Origin of the sequence: Haloarcula sp. S1AR25-4, assembly GCF_031624555.1 — an archaeon.
Taxonomy (GTDB): domain Archaea; phylum Halobacteriota; class Halobacteria; order Halobacteriales; family Haloarculaceae; genus Haloarcula; species Haloarcula pellucida.
This window is the reverse complement of the sequence record NZ_JAMQOR010000001.1, coordinates 1,397,454-1,420,471: the sequence shown is the minus strand read 5'-3', so window position 1 is coordinate 1,420,471 and position 23,018 is coordinate 1,397,454. Positions and strand designations below refer to the sequence as shown.

The following is a 23,018-nucleotide window of genomic DNA, read 5'->3' as shown; positions in this document are numbered from 1 at the left end:
CGCTGACGCTCTGGGCCGGGGAATCTTTCGGTCCGGTCGCCACGGACGAAACGCTGATACAGCGGGCACTGGATGCACGCGTATGACCGACACTGCCGAGACGTTCCGGTCGTTCGTCGAGTGGGCCGAGGGATCGGACCCGCTCTATGCCCATCTCGCCCACCGCATCGCCGCTGACGCCGATCCGGACCTGCTGGCCGTGGCCGAGGCGGCCCCCGAGGACCGAGCGACGGCGAACCTGCTTTTCGCCGCGGTCCACTTCCTCCTAGAGCGGTCTCCGGACCATCCCCTTGCCGCCTACTATCCGACCCTCACCGACGACGCGCGGAGTCCCGACGACGACTGCTATCCGGCGTTCCGTGACTTTTGTCTCGACCACGCCGACGAAGTCCGCTCGCTCCTTCGGCGACGCCGCACGCAGACGAACTCGGTCCGACGGACCGCCGTCCTGTATCCGGCTATCGCACACGTGGCCTCGCGCGTCGACGGTCCCCTCGCGCTGGTCGAACTCGGCCCGAGTGCCGGGTTGAACCTCCTGTTCGACCGCTATCGCTACGACTACGGCGACCGTGTGGTCGGGGCCTCGGAGTCACCTGTCACTATCGAGAGCGAGGTCCGCGGCGGCGACCCGCCGCTCCCGACCGACCCGCCCACCCTCCACTCGCGCGTCGGGGTCGACCTGAACCCGCTGGACGTGACCGACGACGCCGACGCGGACTGGCTCCGGGCGCTCGTCTGGCCCGCCCACGAGGACCGGCGGACCGTCCTCGACGCCGCGCTCACCGTCGCCCGCACGGACCCGCCACGGCTGGTCGCGGGCGACTTGCTGGAGGACCTGCCCGGTGTCCTCGACGAGATACCCGAGGACGTACCGGTCTGTGTCGTCAACACGCTTGTCCTGTACCAGGTCCCCCAGGCGGTCTGTGCGGAACTGGAGACGTATCTCACCGGGCAGATGGCCCGTCGGCCGCTCCACTGGCTCACCGGCGAGACGGAGCTGTCGGGCGGTGACTCGGTGCGACTCGACTGGGTCCGGGCCGAAGGGAACGGCGTCGAGCGGACGCGTCTCGCCGACTACGACCCCCACGGCGCGTGGGTCGACTGGCGGGCGTAGGAAACTCGGTGGCCTGTGTCGGGCGTTCACGTGCGCTTTTGTCGTCCGCGGCTGAACGGTGAGCTATGCAGGTCCGGGTCTACGACGACGGCGCCGAACGGGACTGTCTGTTCGTCCTCGGGTGGGGGAACCGCTGTCGCCACGAGAACGTCCAGTGGCTCGTCGACCGCGTCGCCGAGCGGTACCGGGTCCACGCCGTCGAACTCCCGACGCACATCACAGACGTTCGACAGGAGTGGGTCACACCGGTCCGAGAGTACGCCGAAGACCTCGACGAGTTCGCGCTGCTGGCCCACAGCGCCGGCGGGTTGACGACGGCACACGCCGACTTCGACGGGGTGACGAACCGCGTGTATCTGAGCCCGTGGTGGGGGAGCGACTTTCCCCTGCCCGACCCGGTGGTCGACGCCATCGCGAGTCTGCCTGTGCGCACGCCCTTCATCCCGACGGGGGCCCTCGAAGCCGAAGCCATCGGTAACCTCGCGACGGCGGCCCAGTTGGCGGACGGTCCCGACGCCGCCTCGCCGGCGTTCCTGCGGACGACTCGCCGGGCACACGCCACGCTGCCGCCCGCCCGCGAGAACGCCGTCGCGTTCTGTACGCTTACCGATACGGTGGTCGACCCACGGGCCATCGGTGAGCGACTGCCCGCCGACCGCATCCGTCTCTACGACGGGGGACACGAACTGTTCAGTTCCAGTTCTCGGGACCGCCACGTCGACACCGTCCTCGACGCCCTCACAGACGGGCCGGCGGCGCTCTGAGTCGGGCGTCTGTGCCGAGACGAAACTCTCACCACCGCCCGCACGAATATCCCAGACAATGGAGTGTGACAAGTGCGGGGACGACGCGGTGCTGCACGCGGCCTACTCTGGACTCTACCTCTGTGAGGACCACCTCTGTCGGGCCGTCGAGAAGCGCGTCCGACGGCGCATCCGGGAGGACGGTCTGGTTCCGGACGACGCAACGCCCGAGGACCCCGAGACGTGGGTAATCGGCCTCTCGGGCGGGAAAGACAGCGTCGTCCTCACGGAGATTCTCCACGACGTGTTCGAGCAGGACCCCCGAATCGAACTCGTGGCCCTGTCTATCCACGAGGGCATCGAGGGGTACCGCGATAAGAGCCTGGAGGCCTGCGAGGAACTGACCGACGACCTCGGTATCCGCCACGAGGTGGTCGCCTACGCCGACGAGTTCGACGTGCAGATGGACGACGTCGTCGAGAAGGACCCCGAAGGGATGGCCGCCTGTGCGTACTGCGGGGTGTTCCGCCGCGACGTCCTCTCGCGGTACGCCGAGAAACTGGGTGCGGACAAACTGCTGACCGGCCACAATCTCGACGACGAGGCCGAGACGGCGCTGATGAACTTCCTCGAAGGCGACGTCGACCAGATAGCCAAACACTTCGACGCCTCGCTGGGGCCGTTCGCGGACCACGACGGGGCGCCGACCGAGCAGACACGCGAAGCACAGGACCACCACGTCCCGCGCGCGAAACCGCTCCGGGACGTCCCCGAGAAGGAGGTCGCGCTGTACGCCCGGTTCCGCGACCTTCCGGCCCACATCACCGAGTGCCCACACGCCGAGGAGGCCTATCGCGGCGAGATTCAGGAGTTGATGCTCGGTCTGGAGGAAAACCACCCCGGGACCCGCCACTCCATCATGGCCGGCTACGAGAAACTCGCGGCGCTCGCGGCCGAGGCGTACGGCGGCGAGGACAGCGAGAAAGACTTCGGCGAGTGCGAGCAGTGCGGGGCGCCCACGGCCCGGGACCTGTGTCGGAAGTGCAATCTGCTGGACGCGCTCGAAGCGGTCTGAACCCCGGACGATCTGACTCTCGGATGCGTCACCCTTTGTCCGTCCCCTGCCACGCTTGCACCCCGACGACAGTGCCGACGGCCTCGGTGAGTGCGACCGCGACCGCACTGGCCTGGAAGGGTAACCGCCAGTCGCCGGCCGGAATCGCGTGGACGTGGTCGGGGTTGTCGAGGACGAAGTGCAGATACCCTCCGACTGCCAGTGCCCCGACCAGTGACATCGCGAACAGTGGCGCGCCCAGCCGATGGCCGCGCCGGGCGAGGAGCACGCCAGCGATGGGGCCGACGAACGTCGTGCCGACGACGATGACGTTCTGCCAGGCCGGCAGCGACACCGCCACGAGTCCGTGGGTCACACCGTGGCCGGCCGCGACGAGCAGGTGGACGGCGAGCGCCGCCGAGAGACCGACCTGTCGACTCATCGTACGCTCGCCTCCAGTTCCCGGATCGTCCCGGTTTCACGCCACTGATCGACGACCTGATCGAGGCCGTCTTCGACAGTCGGATATCGGGGCGACCAGTCGAACGCCGCACGGAAGCGCTCGTTCGTCGTCGGCATCGGATTGGTGAGCAGGCGAACGAGTTGGTCGTCGACGGCGAATCGGGCGAGCCAGGCGGGCACGCGCCGGGGCCGGGGAGCGTTCAGTCGCTCGGCAAGCGTCCGGAGAAACTGCCCGTAGGTCGTCGGTTCGTCGTCGACGACGTGGAAGGTCCCCGTCGCCTCGCCCTCGATGGCGTCGGCGAACGCGCGGCCGGCGTCGTCGACGTGCACGAACGAGAAGGGCGTGTCCCGTCGACCCAGGAGTCCGCGGCCGACGATGGGGAGTTGCCGACCGAGCAGTCGCTCGCCGAACAGCCGCGTGTGTGCGGCATCGGGTGCGTAGAAGTAGCCGCCACGGAGGACGACCGGGTCGAAGCCGTGCGTCGTGGCTCCGTCGTCGACGATTCGCTCGGCGTCGAGCGCCGACTGCGTCGAGCGGTCGGGGTTCGGCGCGGACTCCTCGTCGAAGTGGCCCCCGTCTGGCTGGCGCGCTAGCCAGACGACGCTCTGTAGGAGGACACGCTCGGCGTCGGCCGAGGCCGCCGCCGCGACGAGGTTCGTCGCTCCGACTCGACGGATTCGGTTGTTTCGCTCCCAGTCTTCGTCGTCGGGGTCGGTATCGGTGGGTATCTTCGTCGCGGCGTGGACGACCGCGTCGGCATCGGCGGCCCCTTCGATCAGCGACGCTCGGTCGAGGACGTCGCCACGGTGGGGGACCCCACCGCGGTCGCGAACGATCTGATCCCCGCGCTCGTCACGCGTCAATCCGACAACGTCGTGCCCTCGTGCCGTACACGTCTCGACGATTCGCCGACCGAGGACACCCGTCGATCCGGCTACGAATACTTTCATACGCGCTGATTACCCGCGGATCAGCAAACGGTCACTGCCCACGCTGGTCGGGCCATTTAAGAGGATACTCGTCGCACTTTCACGGCGACCGTGCGCTATCTCCACCTCCGACTGGCCGGCGAGGAGGCGACGTTACACCCACTGGTCGCGACGCTCACCGACCCGGACCTCTTTAGGGACGCGAAGATGGTCGACTGGATGCCGTCGTTCGATCCGAAACGAGCGACCGTCCTCCTCTATCTCGACGGCGACCTCGACCGGTTCGAGTCCGTCCTCGCCGACACCGACCTCGTCCTCGAATACGACGTGACGCCGTTCGGCGACGGTCGGGGCTACGCCTACGTCCACTCCGTTCCCCATCCCACGGAGTGGCAACTGTTCGAAGTCGGCATGATCGAAGGGTTGCTCCCGGTCTTTCCAGTCCAGTATCACCACGACGGATCGTTGACGATGCGAATCGTCGGCCCCCACCAGCGCCTGCAAGCGGCCGTCGACGCGACGCCCTCGGGAGTCGATACAGTCATCCAACAGGTCGGCGAGTACGATTTGGGCCGACCACCGATTCCGCCCGCGCTCCCGCCACGACAGCGGGACGCCCTCGCCGTCGCACTCGACGCCGGCTACTACGACGTACCCCGAACCGCGAACCGGGACGACGTCGCCGCCAGACTCGACTGTGCGCCCAGTACCGCTTCCGAACACCTCCAGAAGGCCGAGGCGCATCTCGTCCGGACGTTTCTCGATCACTGAGCGGTCGGTCGGCGGCCCCGCCTGACGGCCGCATCGCTCGCCATATTGCCGCTGAAAAAGAACGTCCCGTCGACCGAAAGAGTCGATTACTCGTTGGTCCGGATGACGTCGAGGCCGTTGTTCTTCTCGCGTTGGTCGCGGCCGCCGTCGGTCTCGCCGTAGCCGGTGTGACCGCCGGAACTGCTGCCGCCGGCACTGGCGCCGTCGAAGCTCTCGACGTTGTCGCTCGCGTCGAAGGAGGTGTCGTCGCCGACCTCCTGAATGGCCTCGCGGGACTTGTTGGCCTGCTTCTGGGTGGTCGGACCGAGCACCTGTGCGGACTGGACGCCGGTCATGATGGCCATGACGCGGACCTTGCCTTTGTACTCTTCCTGAATCCGGGCGCCCCAGATGACGTTCGCCGAGGCCTCTAAGCGCTCGGTGATGTTCTGGGCGATGCCCTCCGCCTCCTTCAGGGTGAGGTCCGGACCGCCGGTGATGTGGACCAGCCCACCGCTGGCACCGCGGTAGTCCACGTCCAGCAGCGGGTGGTTCATCGCGTCCTTGACGACCTCTTCTGTCTTGTTCTTGTCCTGGGTCTCACCCACGAGCATCACCGCGACCCCGCCCTGATTCATGATGGAGGTCATGTCGGCGTAGTCGAGGTTGATGAGGCTCGGTTGGGTGATGGTCTCGGAGATGCCCTTGACGGTCTCGGCGATGATCTGGTCCATCACCGAGAACGCCTTGCCGATGGGCAGGTTCGGGACGTAATCGAGCAGGCGGTTGTTGTCCAGCACGATGATGGAGTCCGCTTCGTTGCGAAGCTTCTCCAGCCCTTCTTCGGCCTTGACCGTGCGGGCACGCTCGACGTTGAACGGCGTCGACACCATGCCGACGACGATTGCGCCCTGTTCTTTCGCGATCTTCGAGACGACGGGGGCGGCACCGGTGCCGGTCCCGCCACCCATCCCGGCGGTGACGAACACGAGGTCGGCGTCGCCGAGTACCTCCTTGATGGTCCCCTGTGCCATCTCGGTGGCGCGTTCGCCCATCGAGGGGTCGCCACCGGCACCGAGGCCGTTGGTGAGGGACTTGCCGACCAGAATCTTCGTGTCGGCTTCGATCATCTTCAGGTGCTGCTTGTCCGTGTTGATGGCCACGGTGTCGGCACCTTCGACGCCGATGTTGTAGAGCCGATTGACGGTGTTGTTCCCGGCACCACCACAGCCGACGATGACGATGCGCGGGTCGCCGAATCCGTCGACGTCCTCGTCGGACAGTTGCTTCTGTTCCTGCTCGTCGCGTTCGAGGGCCTCGTTGACGATATCCTGCATCGTTACGCCCTCGCCCAGGTTCGCTTGCGCTTGCCTTTCTCGGAGGCACGTTCGGAACCGTCCTGTTCTGCGAGCATCTCACGGACGGCCGACCGGATCGCTTCGCTCCGGTTGGGGTACTCCCCCGTCTCGACCATCTGTTCGACCTCTTCGATCTGCTGCTTCGGAATCCGTAGTGTCACACGCTCCATGGTTAGTTGTCCCCTTTGGGTAAGACGGTCCGAACGGGGCGTGTTTACGACCCGCACGACCGTTTACACAGCGAAATCGCCGGACGGTGACGGGGATGCCACCCCGACGCCCGCTGTGTAAGACGACCGTCTTACGCACAAGGTACCACAGACTGGGGGATATTAAAACTACCGCCGAGTGTATGACAAAATCGCGTTTACGAGTTTAGAACGCCCGCTACCGTTCGTTTGCACCACTTCGCGTCTGCTCGAGGACGTCGGCGGCTGGCGTCCGTCGACCACAGCTCGGGCAGAAGCCCCAGTCAGACCGGAGTTCGTCCCCGCAATCGCAGAACACGCGCCGGGACGCCTTCTCTCCACAGTTCGGGCAGTAAACGTGGTCTGGAGACAGGTTCTCGCCACATTGGGCGCACGGTTGGGGCTCCACTTCCGGCGCGTTTTCACGTCCGGCGGCCGCTGTCTTACGACCGTCGCGGTCGTGTGATACGTCTTCCGACACGCCGTTAGACACGCGGTCTGACGCGGTGGAAGACTCACCTTGACCGGACGATACAGCGCCTGTATCGCCGTCGAGGCTGATGTTTACGTTGACGTCTTGTGGTCGGCGGTCCGGGACCGCCTCCGCCAGTCGGTCGGCGATGATGGTGTCGACACGCTCCGCGATGAGTTCGTCGATGCTCTCGGTGTCTGTCACCGGGTCTGCATCGGTCGAGCGGGTGTCTGACGACTCCGCGTCGTCGTTCAGGTACGCTCGGAGCGCCTCCCGCATGACCTCGCTCTTCGAGGCGTCGAACGCCTCGAGTCGCTCGATGAGGTCGTCGTCAGCGCGGAACGTGATCTTGCTCATCCGACTCGTCATACACGTTGTCACCCGGGTATTTCAATCTTCCCGCTGTGTCTGACGGGCGTCTGCCGATGCTGACGAAACAGTTACTCGCGGGGGTCGAACCCGGCGCTCCAAGCGTCGCCGCAGTTCGGACAGTCGATGCGATAGGTGTTCGACCGCAGGAAGTGTGTTTCTTCCTCGACAGCGAACTCACCCGCGTCACGAGCACACGGGACGTGGAACCCCTCGCCGCAGTGGTCACACGTCACCGACTGTTGCTCGTTGGTCAGCGGGTCACCACAGTATGGGCAGTCGGTGAGCACGTGTACATCCAGTTACAACGAGCGGTGGTTTACGTGTTGTGTGGGCCGACCGTGTGACTGCCCCGCGAACCACTGCCGAATAACAATCCTTAAGTCTGGACGGCGGGGTAATTTCGGGTACAGCCCGCCCTTAGCTCAGACTGGTAGAGCAGTCGACTGTAGATCGACTTGTCCCCCGTTCAAATCGGGGAGGGCGGACTACATTTTCAGCCGAACTGTGGCAGATGTCGAAAGCCACGTTTACACGTCTTTGTAGTCCTCTACTTCCGATATTACATTCGCGCGAAGTACCAGAAAATCCTGATTGGAGCTTGTCTCCAGTGGGGGGTCTTCGTTGTCTGTCGAGTTCCATAGCTGACCGGAGGTGGTGCGCGTGAGCCGGAGCGCGTCGACGGCGCGCGAGGTCGACGCCGACACACCGATGGTGCCGACCAAACCGTAGCTGAGAGTGCGTTTCATCGGTGGTCGCCCGAGGTAGCTGATGACGTAGTAGCCGGCGGCCTCGACGGCGACGACGACCAGGCCGAAGGCGGCGGTCCCGGCGACGGCGTCACCGATACCGAGGATGTTCAGCCCGGTCAGCAGGACGATGAGAAGCGTCCCCCCGGCGAGGTACGTTTCGACCGTGGCCGAGCCACGGACGATCTCGTAGAGGTCCGTTTCCACTTCGTAGGTCTTGTTCTTGCTCTCGTTGACGCGGTTGGTCGCGTACGCCGCGACGAGCGCGGCGAGCGAGAGGAGGAACGCGAACGGATGTCCGTGTTCTGGACGGTGACGACGGCGGCGCTCAGGTCGTACCCGAGCATACTAATAGAAGCGATTCCGTTGGTGACGAACGCGCTGGCCGTGAAGATGACCCCTGCCAGTGCGTCTTCGATGTCGATTTTCCCGAACATAGTGCGAGTGGCCGCGAGTGCGGCCATGCCCGCCGCTCTCGGGTAGTCCGGTAAAAGTCAGGTAGCTCCTTGTAATATAGACGAAACTTAGATCCCAGGACAGCCTATGCTACCAATTCCAGTATTTCCACGCACCGTATATCGTTCCGATAGCAAATCCGGCAGAGTGCGCCACATTAGCGCTTGATGTCATACCCGGAACTGAACTGATATATCCCGCAATCGATAGCGGTATTGCGAGAGAGACGGCGATCGCTCCCATGAACAATCCAAATTCGAGGCTATTATTTTCATATATCTGGCTGCGGAACGCAAGAAATGCGTAGGCTGGCGGGAATGAATATACAGCCCCGCTGAACCCGAGTGTCCCCGCTTGCCCTGTGATTATGGCAGAATAAAGCACTTGGAGGTATATTGATAAGTAGGCTGTTAGGGCTGTGTAAACTATGTATTCTCGTGATTTTAGCTGGTCTTCAGTCAACCAGCCCCATATCACAAAAAGTGCCATGTTTGGGAGCAAATGGAAGAGAAATGAGCTGTGAGAAAGTGGTGCGATTAATAATCCCGGCGTCAGACTTGGTTGTGCGACAAACCAGAACTTGAATAGTGATTCAGAGACTCTAGAAACGTATATCTCTACCTGTAGGATACCAATCATTCCGAGTATGAGTATTGGTGTTAAATGATTCCGGTACAGAAATGCTCGAACGCGGGATATCATGGCTTAATTCAATTCTCCCAACCATAATAGGATGGCGGAGGGTGCGCTCTTGATGTATTCCACAACACGAGCTTTATGAAACGAAGGAGGGCAACCAGTTTTTATGAGATCCCATGGGGTCGCAACTCGAAGATCGGCGTCGACGCGATATGCACACGAGCCCGAAATGGCCGTGTGCATATTCGGGTGGGTATCGGGCTGAGTGGAAGACGTCGACGAGCGATGGGCATGGGTCGCGCCGGTCTTTATCAGTAATCGGGCTTCGAGTTGGTCGAGAATACCTCGCTTTTGCCCTCGTGTTCACGAGCGGTGGGTATGCGAATCCGCGAAGACGGCAAGCACGCGCACCGCACGGACACCATCGAGCAGGCCGCCGAGTTCTTGGACTGCAACAAGACGACTGCATTGATGAAGTCCGCCGAGTTCTCGTGGCGGATCGACGAGCGAATCCGGGAGGTGCTGGGGCGGGAAGATTTGACCGTACAGCAGAAGCGAGAGATAGCGGAGACACTGAGCGTTCCGAACACCTACGACATAGAGATTTTCAGCGAAGTAGAGATTGACTAAATCTCTTTCTAGACAAATTGAGACACTATCTGAAAAGTAAATCCAGTCACGAGCAGGATAGCACCTCCACGGAAAAACAATCGCTCTTCGTGTGCCGAGATGTGTCGCGGCAGCTCACCTGGAGGTAGCTCGGCTTTCAATTTTGGAGAGAATGCGTTCGAGAGCTGTGATGGAAATTGCTCATTCATCTCGTTTACAGCCTTCCAGGAGTACTCAGCAATAAACACAGACTCTGATAACGCGTTTTCATCTGATTTTTGAACACACTCCAGTCGAAGTCCTGGCTTTTCAGATACCATATCTTTTCCATCGAGTGAGGCGCGGGATTCCTGTCCATCGACTTCGTCGAGACGAGGGGTAGATAGGAATGGACGGGTTCCTATTAGTACTGCATCTTTGATGAAATGAAAGCCTTCATCACCGCGTTCAATTTTCCCCTGTAAATACAGTTGTTCCTTAGCGTGCTGGAATTTTGAGAATGGCCATACACGGATGAAGCGCTTCATTAACCAGGGAAGAGTCGGGACAAGTACGAGTGTCGCACCCGCTATATCGAGAGCCAGACCGATAGTTCCTAAATAAAGAACACTTGGTGCTTGCATCGGATACAATCAAGAAGTGGACCTAATTTGAAAATTCGTTTGATATTCGAACTTCCACTTTCACTTCCACTCTGCACCCATGGCTCACCCCCTTTAGCATCCGCTCCACAGAGCCACGTATGGGAGCGACCTACGACGACAACGAAGTCCACGAGACCGCTGAACTGCACACGCACGAGAATTACTGGACGACCATCGTCCTCGAAGAGCGGGACGACGGGCAATGGCTGGCGACGCAGGGCGGCGTCGCCGTCGAGGGCGTCGCGTCGACGGCGGCAGAGGCGGCCGCCGAGTACTGCCGGAAGATCTCGGAGACGGGCGATGAGTGAGTCTGTCAGCGAGAAACTCGACGACGAGTGGCGGATGATGTGCCCACAGCATCACCACCAGTTGAAAGACCAGCAGGGGCCGACCGTGTACTGCGAACGGTGCAACCACGCCTATCGATACGAGGAGTTGATCGATAAGGTGGAGACGAATTCGTACTCGGTCGTGGGCAAGCGATAGAGACAGTCAGCTCTGTCGAGATTTTCCCTCGTTGATAGTTCGTCGACGCCGTGCTGAATACACAGCGCATATTCAGCACGGATATCTCGGTTGGTGCTAGGGTTGTGTTTATTTTGAGTTCTGTAGTCCCGTAGTTTGACGGTGTACCTAAACGAATTTCTGGTCGATGGTCGATCCCGTGGCCGATCCACTCGTCGAGGTTCTCTTACATCTCTTCGTTGGTGTCGGACTTGGCGCTCTTATTGGGTTAGAACGAGAGCAAAGTGAGTCAGGGGGGACGTTCGCCGGGAGCCGTACTTTCCCCCTGTTTGCACTATATGGGGCGCTTGTCACGGCATTCTTCCCGAGTATCCTTTCGCTTGCCATCGGTGTGCTCGTTGTCCCACTGACCGTCGCATATGCGGGGAAAGTCTGGTATGAGCAGGATATCGGTCTGACGACGCTGATGGCTGCCCTGCTCACCGCCATCCTGGGTGCAACGGCGATGCATTCCGATACCGGCGCTGTTGTAGCCATCATCGTCGGCGGTACCACTACGGTGTTGCTCTCGGTCAAAGATCCACTCCACGAGTTCGCCAACCAGATCGAAGACACTGAACGCATGGCGTCAGTGAAGTTCATCCTCGTCGTCCTCGTTGTGCTACCGGCGCTCCCAGACCGCTCCCTGGACGTCCTCTACGGTCTCAATCCCCGTTTCATCTGGTTGATGGTCGTGTTCGTCACCGGGCTCGGATTCGTGGCGTACGTACTCGCGCAATTCCTCGGGCCGGAACAGAGTATCGTGGTCACCGGCATCATCGGTGGGTTCGTTTCCTCGACGGCGACGACCGTGTCGATGGCGGAGAAGACGGTGCAGAACGAGACGCTGTATCACGTCTGCGCGTTCGCGGTCGTCACCGCGTCCATCGTGATGTTCCCGCGGGCGCTCATTGAGGTTGCGGTCGTCAACCCGGAACTGCTCCCACATGTCGCTATTCCGTTGGGAGTTATGACCGTTGTGGGGATAGTTGCTGCTGGAGCACTCTACTGGCGGACCAAGTCCACTGACACTGTCGAATCCGGCGAGTTGAAAAATCCGTTTCGGCTTCGGCCGGCACTCCTCTTCGGGGTGATCTTCGCGATTGTGCTCCTCGTCTCTGAATCCGCACACGAGTGGCTCGGCACTTCGGGCGTGTACGCCACCGCGTTCCTCTCTGGTCTGGCGGATGTCGATGCGATGACGATTACGTTGAGCAAACTTGCGGCTGATGGTACGATTTCGACGCAGGTTGCGACTACGGGCATCATCATCGCAGCCATCGCAAACACCATCGTCAAGGCAGCTTTGGCGTGGCTCTTAGGCACATATCACCTCGGACGACTTGTCACCATCGTGCTAAGTATCGTTGTACTGAGCGGACTCGTTCTACTCACACTATAGTGCCGAACCCGGTGAACCCAACTCACGCGACTGTGCTGCATACAGCCTCTGTATTCAGCACGCCCTTCGTGCCACAGACCGTTCACCAGACCAGACAGCCTGTAGTTTCTACGCCGGCCCGTTCACCGTCGCCACCTGCTCGGAGATCGCCCGCGCCACTTCGGCTTCACCCTGCGGGAACGACCACGTCCGGCCAGAAAGGTCGCCAGCACGCCGGACCGTCGCCGAAACTTCGCCGCTGGTCTGTGCCTGCGAGACGTAGATGACGGCGACCGACTATGCAAAACTGGTGCCCCAGTGCGAGGGCGTCACAGCGCGTCGCTGGTCGCGGCCAGCCCGGCCTCGACGTCGACGCCGGCGCCCTGTTCGGTGAGCGCGTCGCCGAGTGCGGTCATGAGGTAGCTGACGTTCTTCGCGCGGGCGGAGTGGCCCATGCAGCCGATACGCCAGATGTCGCCCGCCAGCGCACCGAGGCCGCTCGCGATTTCGAGGTCGTACTCCTCCAGCAGGTACTCGATGACCGCGCCGTCGTCGACGCCGTCGGGGACGCGGACGGTGTTGAGGCTCGGGAGCCAGTACTCCTCGGGGGCGTTCATCTCCAGTCCCATCGCTTCGACGCCGGCCTTGAGCGCGCTCGCGACCGAGCGGTGACGCGCCCACCGTTCCTCGATACCCTCCTCGGCGACGAGTCGGAGCGCCTCGCGCAGGGCGTAGACGTTGGTGATGGGTGCCGTGTGATGGTAGGCCCGTTCGTCGCCCCAGTAGCCTTCGAGCAGGGAGAGGTCGAGGTACCACGAGCGAGGCTGGGTCTCGCGGGAGAGTACCTTGTCCATCGCGTCGTCGTTGAGCGTCAGCGGACTCGCGCCGGGTGGACACGAGAGGCACTTCTGGGGGCCGGAGTAGGCCACGTCGACGTCCCACTCGTCGGCGCGGAACTCCACGCCGCCCAGCGAGGTTACGGTGTCCGCAACCACGAGCGCGTCGTTCTCGTGGGCGATGCTCGTCAGTTCCGGGACCGACGGCTGGAGGACGCCGGTGCTCGTCTCCGCGTGGACGAAGCCGAACACGTCGGGACTGTGCTCGTCGAAGGCCGTCTCGACGGCGACGGGGTCCAGCGGTTCGCCCCACGGGGCGTCGACGGTGACGACCTCGCCGCCGGCGCGTTCGGCCATGCTGGCCATCCGGTCGCCGAAGTAGCCGTTCGTCGGGACGAGCATCGTATCGCCGGGTTCGACGAGGTTGCCGACGGCGGCCTCCATCGACGCCGACCCGGTGCCCGAAACGGGGATCGTCCACTGGTTGTCGGTGCGGAAGGTGTACCGCAGTAGTTCCTGTACCTCGTTCATGATGTCGATGAACGAGGGGTCCAGATGGCCGACGAGCGGCGTACTCATCGCCCGCAACACGCGCGGGTGGACGTCGCTCGGCCCGGGGCCCATCAGCGTGCGGTTCGGCGGTGCCAACTCTCCGACGTCTGGTTTCTCCACCATACTCGTCGAATGCGGCCCAATTTTTATGAAGAATGTGGTTCGGGACCAACTCATCGCTGCCGGAAACATCATAGTACGCACCATACGGACTGTCGTATCAGAACAGTGGGGTATCCGTCCAGAGAGCGGTGTGGGAGTGGTGTCTATACTCCTACGTATTCGGGTGGGTAGCGAGACAGCGCACGCGCCCAAATCCGGCCCATCTCGAATCCGAGAACCACCAGACTGCGACCGGACGAGCGGCGTAAACTATCCTCGCTCTTTTTGACAGTGTGGGTCTAAGCGTGGGTGTGGTCGTCGATGGGAGTCTTTGACAAAGCACGCACCGTTTCCCAACTCGGGGAGCGAACGAGGCGTCCGTACATATGTATCGTATGTGAGGCGTCACTGGAAGTCCAGCACCACTCCTGTCCCGTCTGTGGTGGATACGACATCCGTCGGGCCAAGTGGGTCGAATAGCCCTCGGCGTCCACGCTGGCACGTCCCTGCCAACGCTATCGGGCTTCACTGCCCTTTTCGGTCGTGTACGACGGTTAGCGTGCCGCTTGCCACAGCCACAAGTGTCCGGAAATCGTACCGTCGGGTATGCACCGACGCCAACTCGGGACGACAGGCTACGACGTGACAGACGTCGGCTTTGGCACCTGGAACATCGGCGGCGACTGGGGCGACGTCGACGAAGAGGACGGCCGTGCGGCGGTTCGGGCCGCCCTCGATGCGGGTATCGACTTCATCGACACCGCAGACGTCTACGGCGACGGCTTCAGCGAACAGCGCATCGGCGAGGTGCTCGACGAACGCGGCGTTCGCGACGAGGTGACCGTCGCGACGAAGGCCGGACGGCGGCTGGATCCGCATACCGCCGACCGGTACAACTACGAGAACCTCTCACAGTTCGTCGACCGCTCGCGAGAGTACCTCGGCGTCGACTCGCTGGAACTCGTCCAGCTCCACTGCCCGCCGACGGAGGCGTACTACCAGCCAGAGACGTTCGAGGCGCTGGACCGCCTCAAAGACGAGGGGAGGATCGACCACTACGGCGTCAGCGTCGAGAAGGTCGAACAGGCGCTGAAGGCAATCGAGTACCCCGGCGTCGAGACGGTCCAGATAATCTTCAACATGTTCCGCCAGCGTCCCGCGGAACTGTTCTTCGAGGAGGCAGCGCGACGGGACGTCGGCGTCATCGTTCGCGTCCCGCTCGCGTCGGGCCTGCTGACCGGGGAGCTCTCTCGGGACACGGAGTTCCCGGAGAACGACCACCGCAACTTCAACATCGAGGGCGAGGCGTTCGACCGGGGCGAGACGTTCGCGGGCCTGCCGGTCGACGATGGGTTCGACGCCGTCGACGAACTGCGTAGCCACGTCCCCGAGCGGATGTCGATGGCCCAGATGGCGCTGCGCTGGATTCTCGACCACGACGCGGTGTCGACGGTCATCCCCGGATCGACGACGCCCGAGCACATCGAGGCCAACGCGGCCGTCAGCGAAATGGATCCACTCCCTCACCAGACCCACGGGGCGGTACGCGACGTCTACGAGGAGTACGTCTTCGACGCCGTCCACCACCGCTGGTAGCGAACTCGAACCAGTTTACGTACCATTCTGTGACCGGAAATTCACACGGCCCAGAAACCACTGTCTCGTCTAGATGGCTGCCAACGGGGACTGCCCCTGTCCAGCGATTCATTTACGTATTCTGACTGTATGCGACAGACCATATATACGAAATCAGACAATTTCCTCATCTAACTGTATACTAATTCAGACACTTTTCGGGCGCCGGTCGAGTCCTGCTCCCCGCGACAGTGGTGGCTGTGCTCACAGTCGCCGTCGGATTCGTTGCCGTCTCGGTCGGCGACGAGTGCGGCGCGGCCCGCGTCGGTTCGGCGGCCGACACAGTCCCGTTCTGTCGGGCGCTCCCTGTGCTTGCCAGCGCCTGCCGTCCGCACTTTCCTCTACGGATCCACGTCGACCTATGCACGACGTCTGGCCGTCGTATGGCGACGATATCCGGTCTCCGGACACAACCCGTTCTCGACGATGAGTGTCTTCGAGACCGGGCGCGACGTCGTCGGGACGGTCCGCGAGGAGAACGTCCCGTTCATGGCGGCGAGTATCGCCTATTACGGCCTCGCCTCCATCGTCCCGTTGCTCGTCGTCTCGCTGGCCCTCCTCTCGGTGGTCGGCGGGACGCAGACCCTGCTGGACCTGCTCCGGTCGGCGCTCACGGAGCACTGGCAGGCCGTGTTCGAGCAGGTACTGGCGAACACCCGCGGTCACAGCACCGCCGGGCTGCTCGGACTGGCGGCTGCCGTCTGGAGCGGGAGCAAGGTGTTTCGTGGCCTCACCATCGCCTTCACGGAGGTGTACGGCAGCGTCTCGAACGTCTCGCTCCCCGCCCGACTGGCTCGGAGCCTGTTGGTTATGGGCTTGCTGCTCGCTGCGGTCGCGCTCCTGTCGGCGACTAGCGTCGTCCTCACTTACGCCGACCTCCGGATACCCCACCCGCTGTTCGTCGGTGCGGTCGCGGCACTGGCGGTCCTCGTCGTCGCGTTCGTCCCCATCTACTACGTCCTCCCGCCGGTCGACACGACCCTCCGGCACGTGCTCCCCGGGACCGTCGTCGCCGCCCTTGGCTGGGTCGCTATTCCGGTCGCGTTCCGCTACTACGCCGGGGCCGTCGGCCAGTACGCGGCCTACGGGTACATCGGCGCGATTCTCCTGTTCGTCACCGCGCTCTATCTCGCCGCTATCGTGTTCCTCCTCGGCGTCGTGGTCAACGCGGCGGTCGACTGGTAACGTTCGCCGGGCGTCTGAGCGTGAGACCGGACAGCGCAGCGCTCGCGACGGTCACGAGAGGAGACGGGGATGCCGTTCACTGGACCCCACCGGTGACTTGCGCTGGCAAGCAGTACGCACCTCCTCGCGGCACCCGTCTCCTCGATCGGCAGATGAGCGATTCAGCGTCACTGCAGCGCGGACCACGGGCCCGCGTACAGACGAGCGTCGAACAGCTGCTCAAACAACCGGTCAAAGAGGCCGTCCGCGAGGTGCTCGCCGAGGGCGCACAGTCGGACGCCGCCGACGCCGCCGAGACGGACTCGGAGCCCCCGAGTGAACCGGCTCAGTCCGAGTCGACGGCAGACGACGGCGACCAGATACAGACGAGTTCGGGCCGTCGACTGCCGTCCCGGCGAGTGCTCTCTGTCGCTGTCCTCGCACTCTTCGTCTACCTCCGGCGTCGGCGCCGGTCGGGCACGACCGAGGGGTGACCTATCAGCCGTCTCGTCGTCTCGGAGCGCTCACTCCAGTTCGGCCATCCCGACGAACAGCGTATCTTCGACGAGCGCGTCCGTCGCCCGCCTGAGACGCTCGGACGCCGCCTGATGTGAGATGTCGAGGTCGTCGGCGAGTTCCGAGAGGCTCACCTCCCGCGGGACTTTGAAGTATCCCTGTCGCGACGCCTCCGAGAGCACTTCGTACTGTGCGCTGGTCAACCCGTAGCGACCTGCCGGGCCTTCGTCCAGTTCGCGGATGGACGACACCTCGAACTCCACGCCGTGTTCCGTACAGAAGTCGTGCGTCTTCGAGAACAGCGACCGGCGAGGGTAGAGGACCCGAACCTTCCAGCGATCGCCCTGTCCGACGGCGTCGAGGACAGTCGCCTCGGAGTTCGTGAGCATCTGCATGATGAGGTCGATGCGGCTGACCCACTCCATCCTGAACAGACACTCGTCGTCGAAGTCGCCGAGGAGTGTGACCTCGTCGACCGTCGGGTCTTCCTCCAGCGTCGCCTCGATTTCCGCCCGTGAACTCCCCCGGACCCACAGCATCGGCATGAGTGCGTCGTCGCCGCTGGTCACGATTCGCTCGACTTCGAACAGCAACTCCGGTAACGCCTCCAGCGAGTGGTTGAGCGCCAGATCACTGGCCGGCACCGTCCCGGATACGATGGTGGGCATCAGTGGCCGATATGCGACTGGCGGGCGTTTACAACTTTCCGTTGGCTGGGTCACCGCTGGTGGAGTTGCGTGTGCAAGCACTACTGTGGTGTACGGCGCACTCCTCCGGTCGAGTGCAATGTCGACAGTCCAACTCACGAACGACGACATCGGGAAGCAGGTCGTCGCCGCCGACGGCACCGCGGTCGGCCTCGTCAGCGGCTACAGATACGGGACGGCCTACGTCGACCCCGACCCGGGAATAACGACCAAACTCAAGACGGCGCTCGGTTGGGAGAACGTCGACGAGGAGGAGGGCTATCCGCTTCAGGAAGCGTCGATAGCCACCGTCACAGACGACGAGGTGCGACTGCGGTCGGACCTGTAACGCCGTCTGCGGTGCACTCCGTTTTCGACGCACTTCGACCCACTAGCACAGCGGTTCGCTCGTCGACTCCTCCACGCCACCGCACAGTTCAAGTGTGATTGCAGTAACCACACGGACGTGGCACTCTCCGTCGACCTGTTCGGGACGCTCGTGGACGCCGACCGGCCCGACGCGCCGTGGGACGCCGTGGCCGACAGCCTCGCTGCGCGGGACGTCCGCGTCCCCGACGACTGGGAAGCCGCCTACCGGCGTTCCCACCGCGAGTACGAGCGCGGTCGGGAGGCCCCGCTGGACGAACACGTCCGTCTCGCGCTGGCGAGCCGCGGCGTCGACGTCTCGCCCGACACTGCACGCGAGGCCGTGCTGGCGGCGTTCGACGCGCCGGTCACCGTCAGGGACGGCGCTCGCGACGTTCTCAGGGCCGCCCACGACCGCGGTGGAGTCGCCGTCTGCTCGAACTGCAGCGTCCCCGGACTGGTCGAGCGAACGCTCGCTCGGGCCGACCTCGGCCCCGAGACGGACCTCGGGCCGGATAGCGTCGTCACGAGCGTCGACTGTGGCTGGCGCAAACCCCACGAGCGAATCTTTCAGGCGGCGGCCGACGCGCTCGGCGTCCCGCTGTCGGAACTGGTCCACGTCGGCGACGACGCCCGCACGGACGGCGGGGCCGGCCGGGTCGGGGCGACGTCGGTCCTCCTCGACGACGCGTCGCTGGCGACAGTCGCCGACCGACTCCGGGAGGGGTCGCTGTGCTGACCGTGGCCGCCGCCGTCGTCGTCGCGGCGGTGCTGGAAGCGGCTATCGGCGAGCCACCGACGCGGCTCCACCCCGTCGCGTGGTTCGGGTCGCTGGTCGCGCCGCTGGACCGCGAGTGGTCGCGCCCGCTCGCAGTGGGTTCGCTCGCGGCGCTGGCGCTCCCCCTGTTCGCGGCACTCGTTGCCGTCGCGACCGTCGCGACGGGCAGTACGGTCCATCCGACACTTGGCGTTCTCCTCGCCGGCGTCGTCCTCTTCCTGACGACCAGCCTCCGGCGCCTGCTGGACGCCGCCCGGTCGGTCGTCGACGACACCGAGACGGACCTCGCGGCCGCCCGAGAGGGACTGCTCGCGCTGGCCGGCCGGGACGCCGGCGACCTCTCGCCCGCCCTCCTGCGGAGTGCGGCCGTCGAGAGCGCCGCCGAGAACCTCGCCGACGGACTGGTCGCCTCGCTCGGGGCGTTCGTCCTCGCGGCCGTTCTCGCGCCGCTCGTCGGGATCTCGGCGCTCGCACTGGCCGCCGCGGCGGCCGCGTGGGTCAAGGCGGTCAACACGATGGACTCGATGCTGGGCTACCGCTCGAAACGCGTCGGGACCCCGGCCGCACGACTCGACGACGCCGTGATGTGGCTTCCGGCCCGCGTGAGTGCGCTCTTGCTCGCCGTCGCGTTCGGGGACCTGCGCTCACTTACGCGCGCTCACTCGTGGCTGGACCGCGTCCCCTCGCCGAACTCCGGGTGGCCGATGGGCGTCGCGGCGGCCGCCCTCGACAATCGACTGGAGAAGCCCGGCGTCTACGTCCTGAACGCCGACGCGCCGCTCCCGACCGTCGCGAGCGCCCGACGCGGCGTTCGACGGGTCGGCCTCGCCGGCCTCCTCTCCTACGCGCTGGCAGGGGTGGTGACGTGGCTCTGAGCGCGCTCCGCGGCGCGCTGGGATTCCTCTCGCGACTCCCCGTCGGCCACAGCGAGACGGCGTGGGACGCCTTCACCGCGACGCCTGCCGCCTTCCCGCTTGCAGGGTACGTCGTCGGCGCGCTGGTCGCGATTCCGTTCCTCGCCGCCGGAGTGCTGCCGGCGCCAGTCGTCGCGGGGGCGTACCTCGCGGCTGTCGTCGTCGTCACCGGCGTCAACCACGCCGACGGCCTCGCCGACCTCGGGGACGCCGCAGTCGTCCACGGCGACCCCGCCGAACGCCGCGAGGTGATGCGTGATACCACCGTCGGCGTCGGCGCGGTACTCACACTCGGAACGGTCCTGCTCGGACTGGGACTGGGTGCGCTGGCGGTGGCGCGACTCCCGCTGCTGACCGCCGTCGCCGTCGTTCTCGCCGCCGAGGTGGGCGCGAAACTCGCGATGGCGACGCTGGCCTGTCTGGGGACACCGAGTCACGAGGGATTCGGGTCGACGATGCTCGATGGCAACGAGGCGACGGACCTCGTCGTTCCGCTTCTCGCGGCGGGTCCGTCGGCCCTCCTCGCGTTCCCCGCGACGGCCGTCGCGAGCGTCGCGAGCGTCGCTGTGGCCGTTTCGCTGAACCGGTGGGCAGACCGTCGACTCGGCGGCGTCGGCGGCGACGTGTTCGGCGCGGCCAACGAACTCGCTCGCGTCGTTGCACTCCACGCCGCTGTCGCGACGTGGGCGCTGACCGACTGGGGGGTGCTCGCGTGGACGCCCTAGTGCTGTGTGGCGGGCGGGGCACCCGACTCGACACAGCGGTGGAGAAGCCCCTGTTTCGGGTCGGCGGCGTCCCGATGGTCGACCGGGTGGTCGCTGCACTCGCCGAGAGCGGCGTCGAAGAGGTGTACGCAGCCACGTCACCGAACGCACCGGCGACCAGCGCCCACCTCGACGTCCCGGCTATCGAGACGCCCGGCGACGGCTACGTCGCGGACCTCGACGCGGCGCTTTCGGACGGCCGCCTCTCGACGCCGGCGCTGACCGTCGCCGCGGACCTCCCCCTGCTCGACGGCGAGATACTCGACCGGGTGCTCGCTGCTCACGAGGGCGGGTCGCTGTCCGTGCTGACGCCTGCCCCCCGCAAGCGCGACCTCGGCGTGAGCGACGACGCGACCTTCGAGCGTGACGGTCGTGAAGTGGCGCCCACGGGAGTCAACGTCGTCGACGAGACGGGCGAGGACGCGTGGCTCACCGACGACGTTCGGGTGGCGGTCAACGTCAACACCCTCGCGGACGCCCGCGTCGCCGAGCAGTTTCTGTAGCGCGCGAAACTTTCTCGTCGGTCCTTCCCTTTGAGGACGGCATGGACCCGGACACAGTCGAGCAGTTGCGCGCCGCTGGCGAGTCGGACTCACACGTCGACGCCGATGGGCGTGTCCCGCACGGCAGCAGCGACGACCCGAACCTGCTCGACTTCAGCGCGAACACGAACCCCGAGGTACCGTCGGGTGCCGCCCGAGTGTTCAGCGCGGCCTTCGCGGCGTCACGGTCGTACCCGGCCGACGACTACGTGCAGTTTCGGACGGCCGCCGCCGAGTTCGTCGGCTGTGACCCGCTGCAAGTCATCCCGACCGCGGGCGGCCTCGAAGCGATTCGACTCGCGATACAGACGACGGTTCGGCGCGGCGAGAGCGTCCTCGTTCCGACGCCCAGTTTCGGCGAGTACGTCCGCGAGGTGCGGTTGCAGGGCGGTGAACCCGCGCTCGTCGGTCACGACGAGATGCTCGACAGTGACCCCGCGCCACACGCGATGGCGATCGTCTGCAACCCGAACAACCCAACCGGCGACTGCTACGACGCCGAGGCTCTGCGAGCGTTCGCCGACCGCTGTCGGGCGGCAGACACCACGCTGCTCGTCGACGAAGCGTTCCTCGGGTTCACTGACGACCCCTCGCTGGCCGGCCGGACGGGCGTCGTCGTCGCTCGCTCGCTGACGAAACTGTTCGGCCTGCCGGGCGTCCGGATGGGCTACGCCGTCGCCAGTGAGGCGGCCCGGGACCGACTGGCGACCGCCCGGCGCGCGTGGTCGATGAGCGAACCAGCGGCGGCGGTGGGCGAGCACTGCTACCGGGACGAGGCCTTCGTCGAACGGACCCGAGAGCGGGTCGGTGACGAGCGCGAACGGATGTACGAGCGCCTGTCCTCGCGCTTTGGCGTGTATCCGTCCGACGCGCCCTTCCTCCTGTTCGAGGTGACGGATACGACCGTAGACGACCTGTTGCTGACCGCCCGGGAACGGGGTATCGCGCTCCGGGACGCCCGCACCTTCCGGGGACTCGACAGCCACGTCAGGGTCGCGGTTCGCACCCCCGAACAGAACGACCGACTGCTGGAGGCGCTGGGTGTTTGAGACGACCCGTCGGGACGGCATCGTACAGGCCCGACGAGAGGGAGCGCGCTGGCTCTCGACGGCGTGGGACGGGGGCTACCGCGACGCCGACGCCGTCTACAACGTCACGGTGCCGACCGGGTTCGAACGCACCGACCTCGACGCTTACCGCGCGGAGCGACTGGCCGACGCCGGGTTCTCTGTCGGGCCGACGCTGCTCACCGGTGTCCACATGGACCATGCCCGCCGTGCGGACAGCGGGCCGGTGACAGTGCTGGCGACAGCGGGCCTCTCGAATCCAGCGGCGTTGCCGATGGCCGACGAGGCGGAAGCCGGCACCGAGAGCGGCGACGCCGCCGACTGGCGACCCGGCACCGTCAACCTCGTCGTCGGCGCCGACCGGGCGCTTTCCGAGGGTGCGCTCGCCACCCTCCTCGCGACGGCCGTCGAGGCGAAGGCGGCGACGTTGCTGGACGTGGCCGGCGTCCCGGGGACCACGTCGGACGCCGTCCTCGTCGGATCGGTACCCGACGCCGACCGGGTCGCGTTCACCGGGAGCGCCACGGCGGTTGGGGCCGCGGCCCGGGCCTGTGTGAGAGACGCCGTGGTAGCGAGTCTCGATGCCCGCTACGACGAGGGCCCGCCCGGCGTCGACGAGGCCGAGTACGGCGTGATCACTGACCGTCAGACCGATGTTCGCGCCCCCTGAACTC

Annotated in this window: 28 protein-coding genes, 1 tRNA gene and 1 pseudogene; 19 read left to right on the top strand and 11 right to left on the bottom strand. The window is 64.8% G+C overall.

The genetic code is table 11. The annotated features are described in order from the left end of the window. Window positions 1-82: 82 nt before the first annotated feature. The 3 genes from NDI85_RS07465 to NDI85_RS07455 all read left to right on the top strand — a co-directional run bounded on the left by NDI85_RS07465 (window position 83) and on the right by NDI85_RS07455 (window position 2,932). On the top strand, window positions 83-1,114 hold the full coding sequence (locus NDI85_RS07465; protein WP_310915393.1) for a DUF2332 domain-containing protein: 1,032 nt from the start codon (window positions 83-85) through the stop codon (window positions 1,112-1,114). A gap of 65 nt (window positions 1,115-1,179) precedes the next feature. After that, the gene (locus NDI85_RS07460) at window positions 1,180-1,878 is read left to right on the top strand and encodes an alpha/beta hydrolase (RefSeq protein ID WP_310915392.1); all 699 of its coding nucleotides are present in this window, start codon (window positions 1,180-1,182) and stop codon (window positions 1,876-1,878) included. A gap of 58 nt (window positions 1,879-1,936) precedes the next feature. Further along, a complete protein-coding gene (locus NDI85_RS07455) occupies window positions 1,937-2,932 on the top strand; it encodes a tRNA 2-thiolation protein NcsA (RefSeq protein WP_310915391.1) in 996 nt (331 codons plus the stop codon). A 28-nt stretch (window positions 2,933-2,960) separates the two neighbouring features. Here the strand turns inward: NDI85_RS07455 and NDI85_RS07450 are convergent, their stop codons facing one another. Together NDI85_RS07450 and NDI85_RS07445 are read right to left on the bottom strand one after the other, a co-directional pair. Then, entirely contained in the window at window positions 2,961-3,353 is a 393-nt protein-coding gene (locus NDI85_RS07450; RefSeq protein WP_310915390.1) for a hypothetical protein, read from the bottom strand. After that, a complete protein-coding gene (locus NDI85_RS07445) occupies window positions 3,350-4,324 on the bottom strand; it encodes an NAD(P)-dependent oxidoreductase (RefSeq protein ID WP_189001122.1) in 975 nt (324 codons plus the stop codon). The genes NDI85_RS07450 and NDI85_RS07445 overlap by 4 nt, the downstream gene beginning before the upstream one ends. A gap of 90 nt (window positions 4,325-4,414) precedes the next feature. Between NDI85_RS07445 and NDI85_RS07440 the strand changes: the two genes are divergently transcribed. Next, on the top strand, window positions 4,415-5,074 hold the full coding sequence (locus NDI85_RS07440) for a helix-turn-helix domain-containing protein (protein ID WP_189001124.1): 660 nt from the start codon (window positions 4,415-4,417) through the stop codon (window positions 5,072-5,074). 86 nt (window positions 5,075-5,160) lie between these two features. Here NDI85_RS07440 and ftsZ read toward each other — a convergent pair whose 3' ends face one another. The 4 genes from ftsZ to NDI85_RS07420 form a co-directional block, all read right to left on the bottom strand. Then, a complete protein-coding gene (ftsZ, locus tag NDI85_RS07435) occupies window positions 5,161-6,390 on the bottom strand; it encodes a cell division protein FtsZ (protein ID WP_189001126.1) in 1,230 nt (409 codons plus the stop codon). Window positions 6,391-6,392: 2 nt separating this feature from the next. Further along, complete coding sequence (locus NDI85_RS07430) at window positions 6,393-6,581, bottom strand: ribbon-helix-helix domain-containing protein (protein ID WP_166968393.1); 189 nt, start codon at window positions 6,579-6,581, stop codon at window positions 6,393-6,395. Window positions 6,582-6,798: 217 nt separating this feature from the next. After that, window positions 6,799-7,428, bottom strand: coding sequence for a double zinc ribbon domain-containing protein (locus NDI85_RS07425; RefSeq protein ID WP_310915389.1), 630 nt, complete (start codon window positions 7,426-7,428; stop codon window positions 6,799-6,801). A gap of 83 nt (window positions 7,429-7,511) precedes the next feature. Next, the gene (locus tag NDI85_RS07420) at window positions 7,512-7,730 is read right to left on the bottom strand and encodes an RING finger protein (protein WP_189001130.1); all 219 of its coding nucleotides are present in this window, start codon (window positions 7,728-7,730) and stop codon (window positions 7,512-7,514) included. A gap of 124 nt (window positions 7,731-7,854) precedes the next feature. Between NDI85_RS07420 and NDI85_RS07415 the strand changes: the two genes are divergently transcribed. Then, window positions 7,855-7,928 (top strand) — tRNA-Tyr (locus tag NDI85_RS07415). A 270-nt stretch (window positions 7,929-8,198) separates the two neighbouring features. On the opposite strand, the pseudogene NDI85_RS07410 reads toward NDI85_RS07415, so the two are convergent. Together NDI85_RS07410 and NDI85_RS07405 are read right to left on the bottom strand one after the other, a co-directional pair. Further along, window positions 8,199-8,626, bottom strand: a pseudogene (locus NDI85_RS07410) (hypothetical protein); the annotation flags it as partial. Between the two features lie 109 nt (window positions 8,627-8,735). Next, on the bottom strand, window positions 8,736-9,347 hold the full coding sequence (locus NDI85_RS07405; RefSeq protein ID WP_189001140.1) for a rhomboid family intramembrane serine protease: 612 nt from the start codon (window positions 9,345-9,347) through the stop codon (window positions 8,736-8,738). A gap of 315 nt (window positions 9,348-9,662) precedes the next feature. Here NDI85_RS07405 and NDI85_RS07400 point away from each other — a divergent pair, with 315 nt between their 5' ends. Next, window positions 9,663-9,914 (top strand): hypothetical protein, encoded by a 252-nt coding sequence (locus NDI85_RS07400; RefSeq protein WP_310915388.1) that lies wholly within the window; start codon window positions 9,663-9,665, stop codon window positions 9,912-9,914. An 8-nt stretch (window positions 9,915-9,922) separates the two neighbouring features. On the opposite strand, the gene NDI85_RS07395 is transcribed toward NDI85_RS07400, so the two are convergent. Continuing rightward, window positions 9,923-10,516, bottom strand: a complete 594-nt coding sequence (locus NDI85_RS07395) for a hypothetical protein (RefSeq protein ID WP_310915387.1) — start codon at window positions 10,514-10,516, stop codon at window positions 9,923-9,925. Window positions 10,517-10,635: 119 nt separating this feature from the next. Here NDI85_RS07395 and NDI85_RS07390 point away from each other — a divergent pair, with 119 nt between their 5' ends. The 3 genes from NDI85_RS07390 to NDI85_RS07380 all read left to right on the top strand — a co-directional run bounded on the left by NDI85_RS07390 (window position 10,636) and on the right by NDI85_RS07380 (window position 12,443). After that, a complete protein-coding gene (locus NDI85_RS07390; protein WP_310915386.1) occupies window positions 10,636-10,845 on the top strand; it encodes a hypothetical protein in 210 nt (69 codons plus the stop codon). Beyond that, window positions 10,838-11,023 (top strand): hypothetical protein, encoded by a 186-nt coding sequence (locus NDI85_RS07385; protein ID WP_189001148.1) that lies wholly within the window; start codon window positions 10,838-10,840, stop codon window positions 11,021-11,023. Before NDI85_RS07390 ends, NDI85_RS07385 begins: the two co-directional genes overlap by 8 nt. 166 nt (window positions 11,024-11,189) lie before the next feature. Next, window positions 11,190-12,443, top strand: a complete 1,254-nt coding sequence (locus NDI85_RS07380; RefSeq protein WP_310915385.1) for an MgtC/SapB family protein — start codon at window positions 11,190-11,192, stop codon at window positions 12,441-12,443. Window positions 12,444-12,751: 308 nt separating this feature from the next. Here the strand turns inward: NDI85_RS07380 and NDI85_RS07375 are convergent, their stop codons facing one another. Continuing rightward, a complete protein-coding gene (locus NDI85_RS07375) occupies window positions 12,752-13,933 on the bottom strand; it encodes an alanine--glyoxylate aminotransferase family protein (protein WP_310915384.1) in 1,182 nt (393 codons plus the stop codon). A gap of 585 nt (window positions 13,934-14,518) precedes the next feature. Between NDI85_RS07375 and NDI85_RS07370 the strand changes: the two genes are divergently transcribed. The 3 genes from NDI85_RS07370 (at window position 14,519) to NDI85_RS07360 (ending at window position 17,205) form a co-directional block, all read left to right on the top strand. Next, window positions 14,519-15,508 (top strand): aldo/keto reductase, encoded by a 990-nt coding sequence (locus tag NDI85_RS07370; protein ID WP_310915383.1) that lies wholly within the window; start codon window positions 14,519-14,521, stop codon window positions 15,506-15,508. Between the two features lie 465 nt (window positions 15,509-15,973). Beyond that, window positions 15,974-16,732 carry a YihY/virulence factor BrkB family protein gene (locus NDI85_RS07365; protein ID WP_310915382.1) on the top strand — a complete coding sequence of 253 codons (759 nt, stop codon included), beginning with the start codon at window positions 15,974-15,976 and terminating at the stop codon, window positions 16,730-16,732. Between the two features lie 152 nt (window positions 16,733-16,884). Continuing rightward, window positions 16,885-17,205, top strand: a complete 321-nt coding sequence (locus NDI85_RS07360) for a hypothetical protein (RefSeq protein ID WP_189001184.1) — start codon at window positions 16,885-16,887, stop codon at window positions 17,203-17,205. Window positions 17,206-17,235: 30 nt separating this feature from the next. On the opposite strand, the gene NDI85_RS07355 is transcribed toward NDI85_RS07360, so the two are convergent. Next, a complete protein-coding gene (locus NDI85_RS07355; protein WP_166968398.1) occupies window positions 17,236-17,895 on the bottom strand; it encodes a helix-turn-helix domain-containing protein in 660 nt (219 codons plus the stop codon). 118 nt (window positions 17,896-18,013) lie between these two features. Between NDI85_RS07355 and NDI85_RS07350 the strand changes: the two genes are divergently transcribed. From NDI85_RS07350 to NDI85_RS07320, 7 genes are all read left to right on the top strand, one after another. Next, window positions 18,014-18,262, top strand: coding sequence for a PRC-barrel domain containing protein (locus NDI85_RS07350; RefSeq protein ID WP_189001186.1), 249 nt, complete (start codon window positions 18,014-18,016; stop codon window positions 18,260-18,262). A 117-nt stretch (window positions 18,263-18,379) separates the two neighbouring features. Further along, entirely contained in the window at window positions 18,380-19,018 is a 639-nt protein-coding gene (locus NDI85_RS07345; RefSeq protein WP_189001188.1) for an HAD family hydrolase, read from the top strand. After that, window positions 19,015-19,932: an adenosylcobinamide-phosphate synthase CbiB gene (gene cbiB, locus NDI85_RS07340; RefSeq protein WP_310915533.1), complete on the top strand. Its 918-nt coding sequence runs from the start codon at window positions 19,015-19,017 to the stop codon at window positions 19,930-19,932. The genes NDI85_RS07345 and cbiB overlap by 4 nt, the downstream gene beginning before the upstream one ends. Further along, on the top strand, window positions 19,923-20,696 hold the full coding sequence (cobS, locus tag NDI85_RS07335; protein WP_189001190.1) for an adenosylcobinamide-GDP ribazoletransferase: 774 nt from the start codon (window positions 19,923-19,925) through the stop codon (window positions 20,694-20,696). The genes cbiB and cobS overlap by 10 nt, the downstream gene beginning before the upstream one ends. Window positions 20,697-20,698: 2 nt before the next feature. Then, window positions 20,699-21,238, top strand: coding sequence for an NTP transferase domain-containing protein (locus NDI85_RS07330; RefSeq protein WP_310915532.1), 540 nt, complete (start codon window positions 20,699-20,701; stop codon window positions 21,236-21,238). A gap of 41 nt (window positions 21,239-21,279) precedes the next feature. After that, window positions 21,280-22,326, top strand: coding sequence for a threonine-phosphate decarboxylase CobD (gene cobD, locus NDI85_RS07325; protein ID WP_189001192.1), 1,047 nt, complete (start codon window positions 21,280-21,282; stop codon window positions 22,324-22,326). Next, complete coding sequence (locus NDI85_RS07320) at window positions 22,319-23,014, top strand: adenosylcobinamide amidohydrolase (protein WP_189001194.1); 696 nt, start codon at window positions 22,319-22,321, stop codon at window positions 23,012-23,014. The genes cobD and NDI85_RS07320 overlap by 8 nt, the downstream gene beginning before the upstream one ends. The last annotated feature ends 4 nt before the right edge of the window (window positions 23,015-23,018 follow it).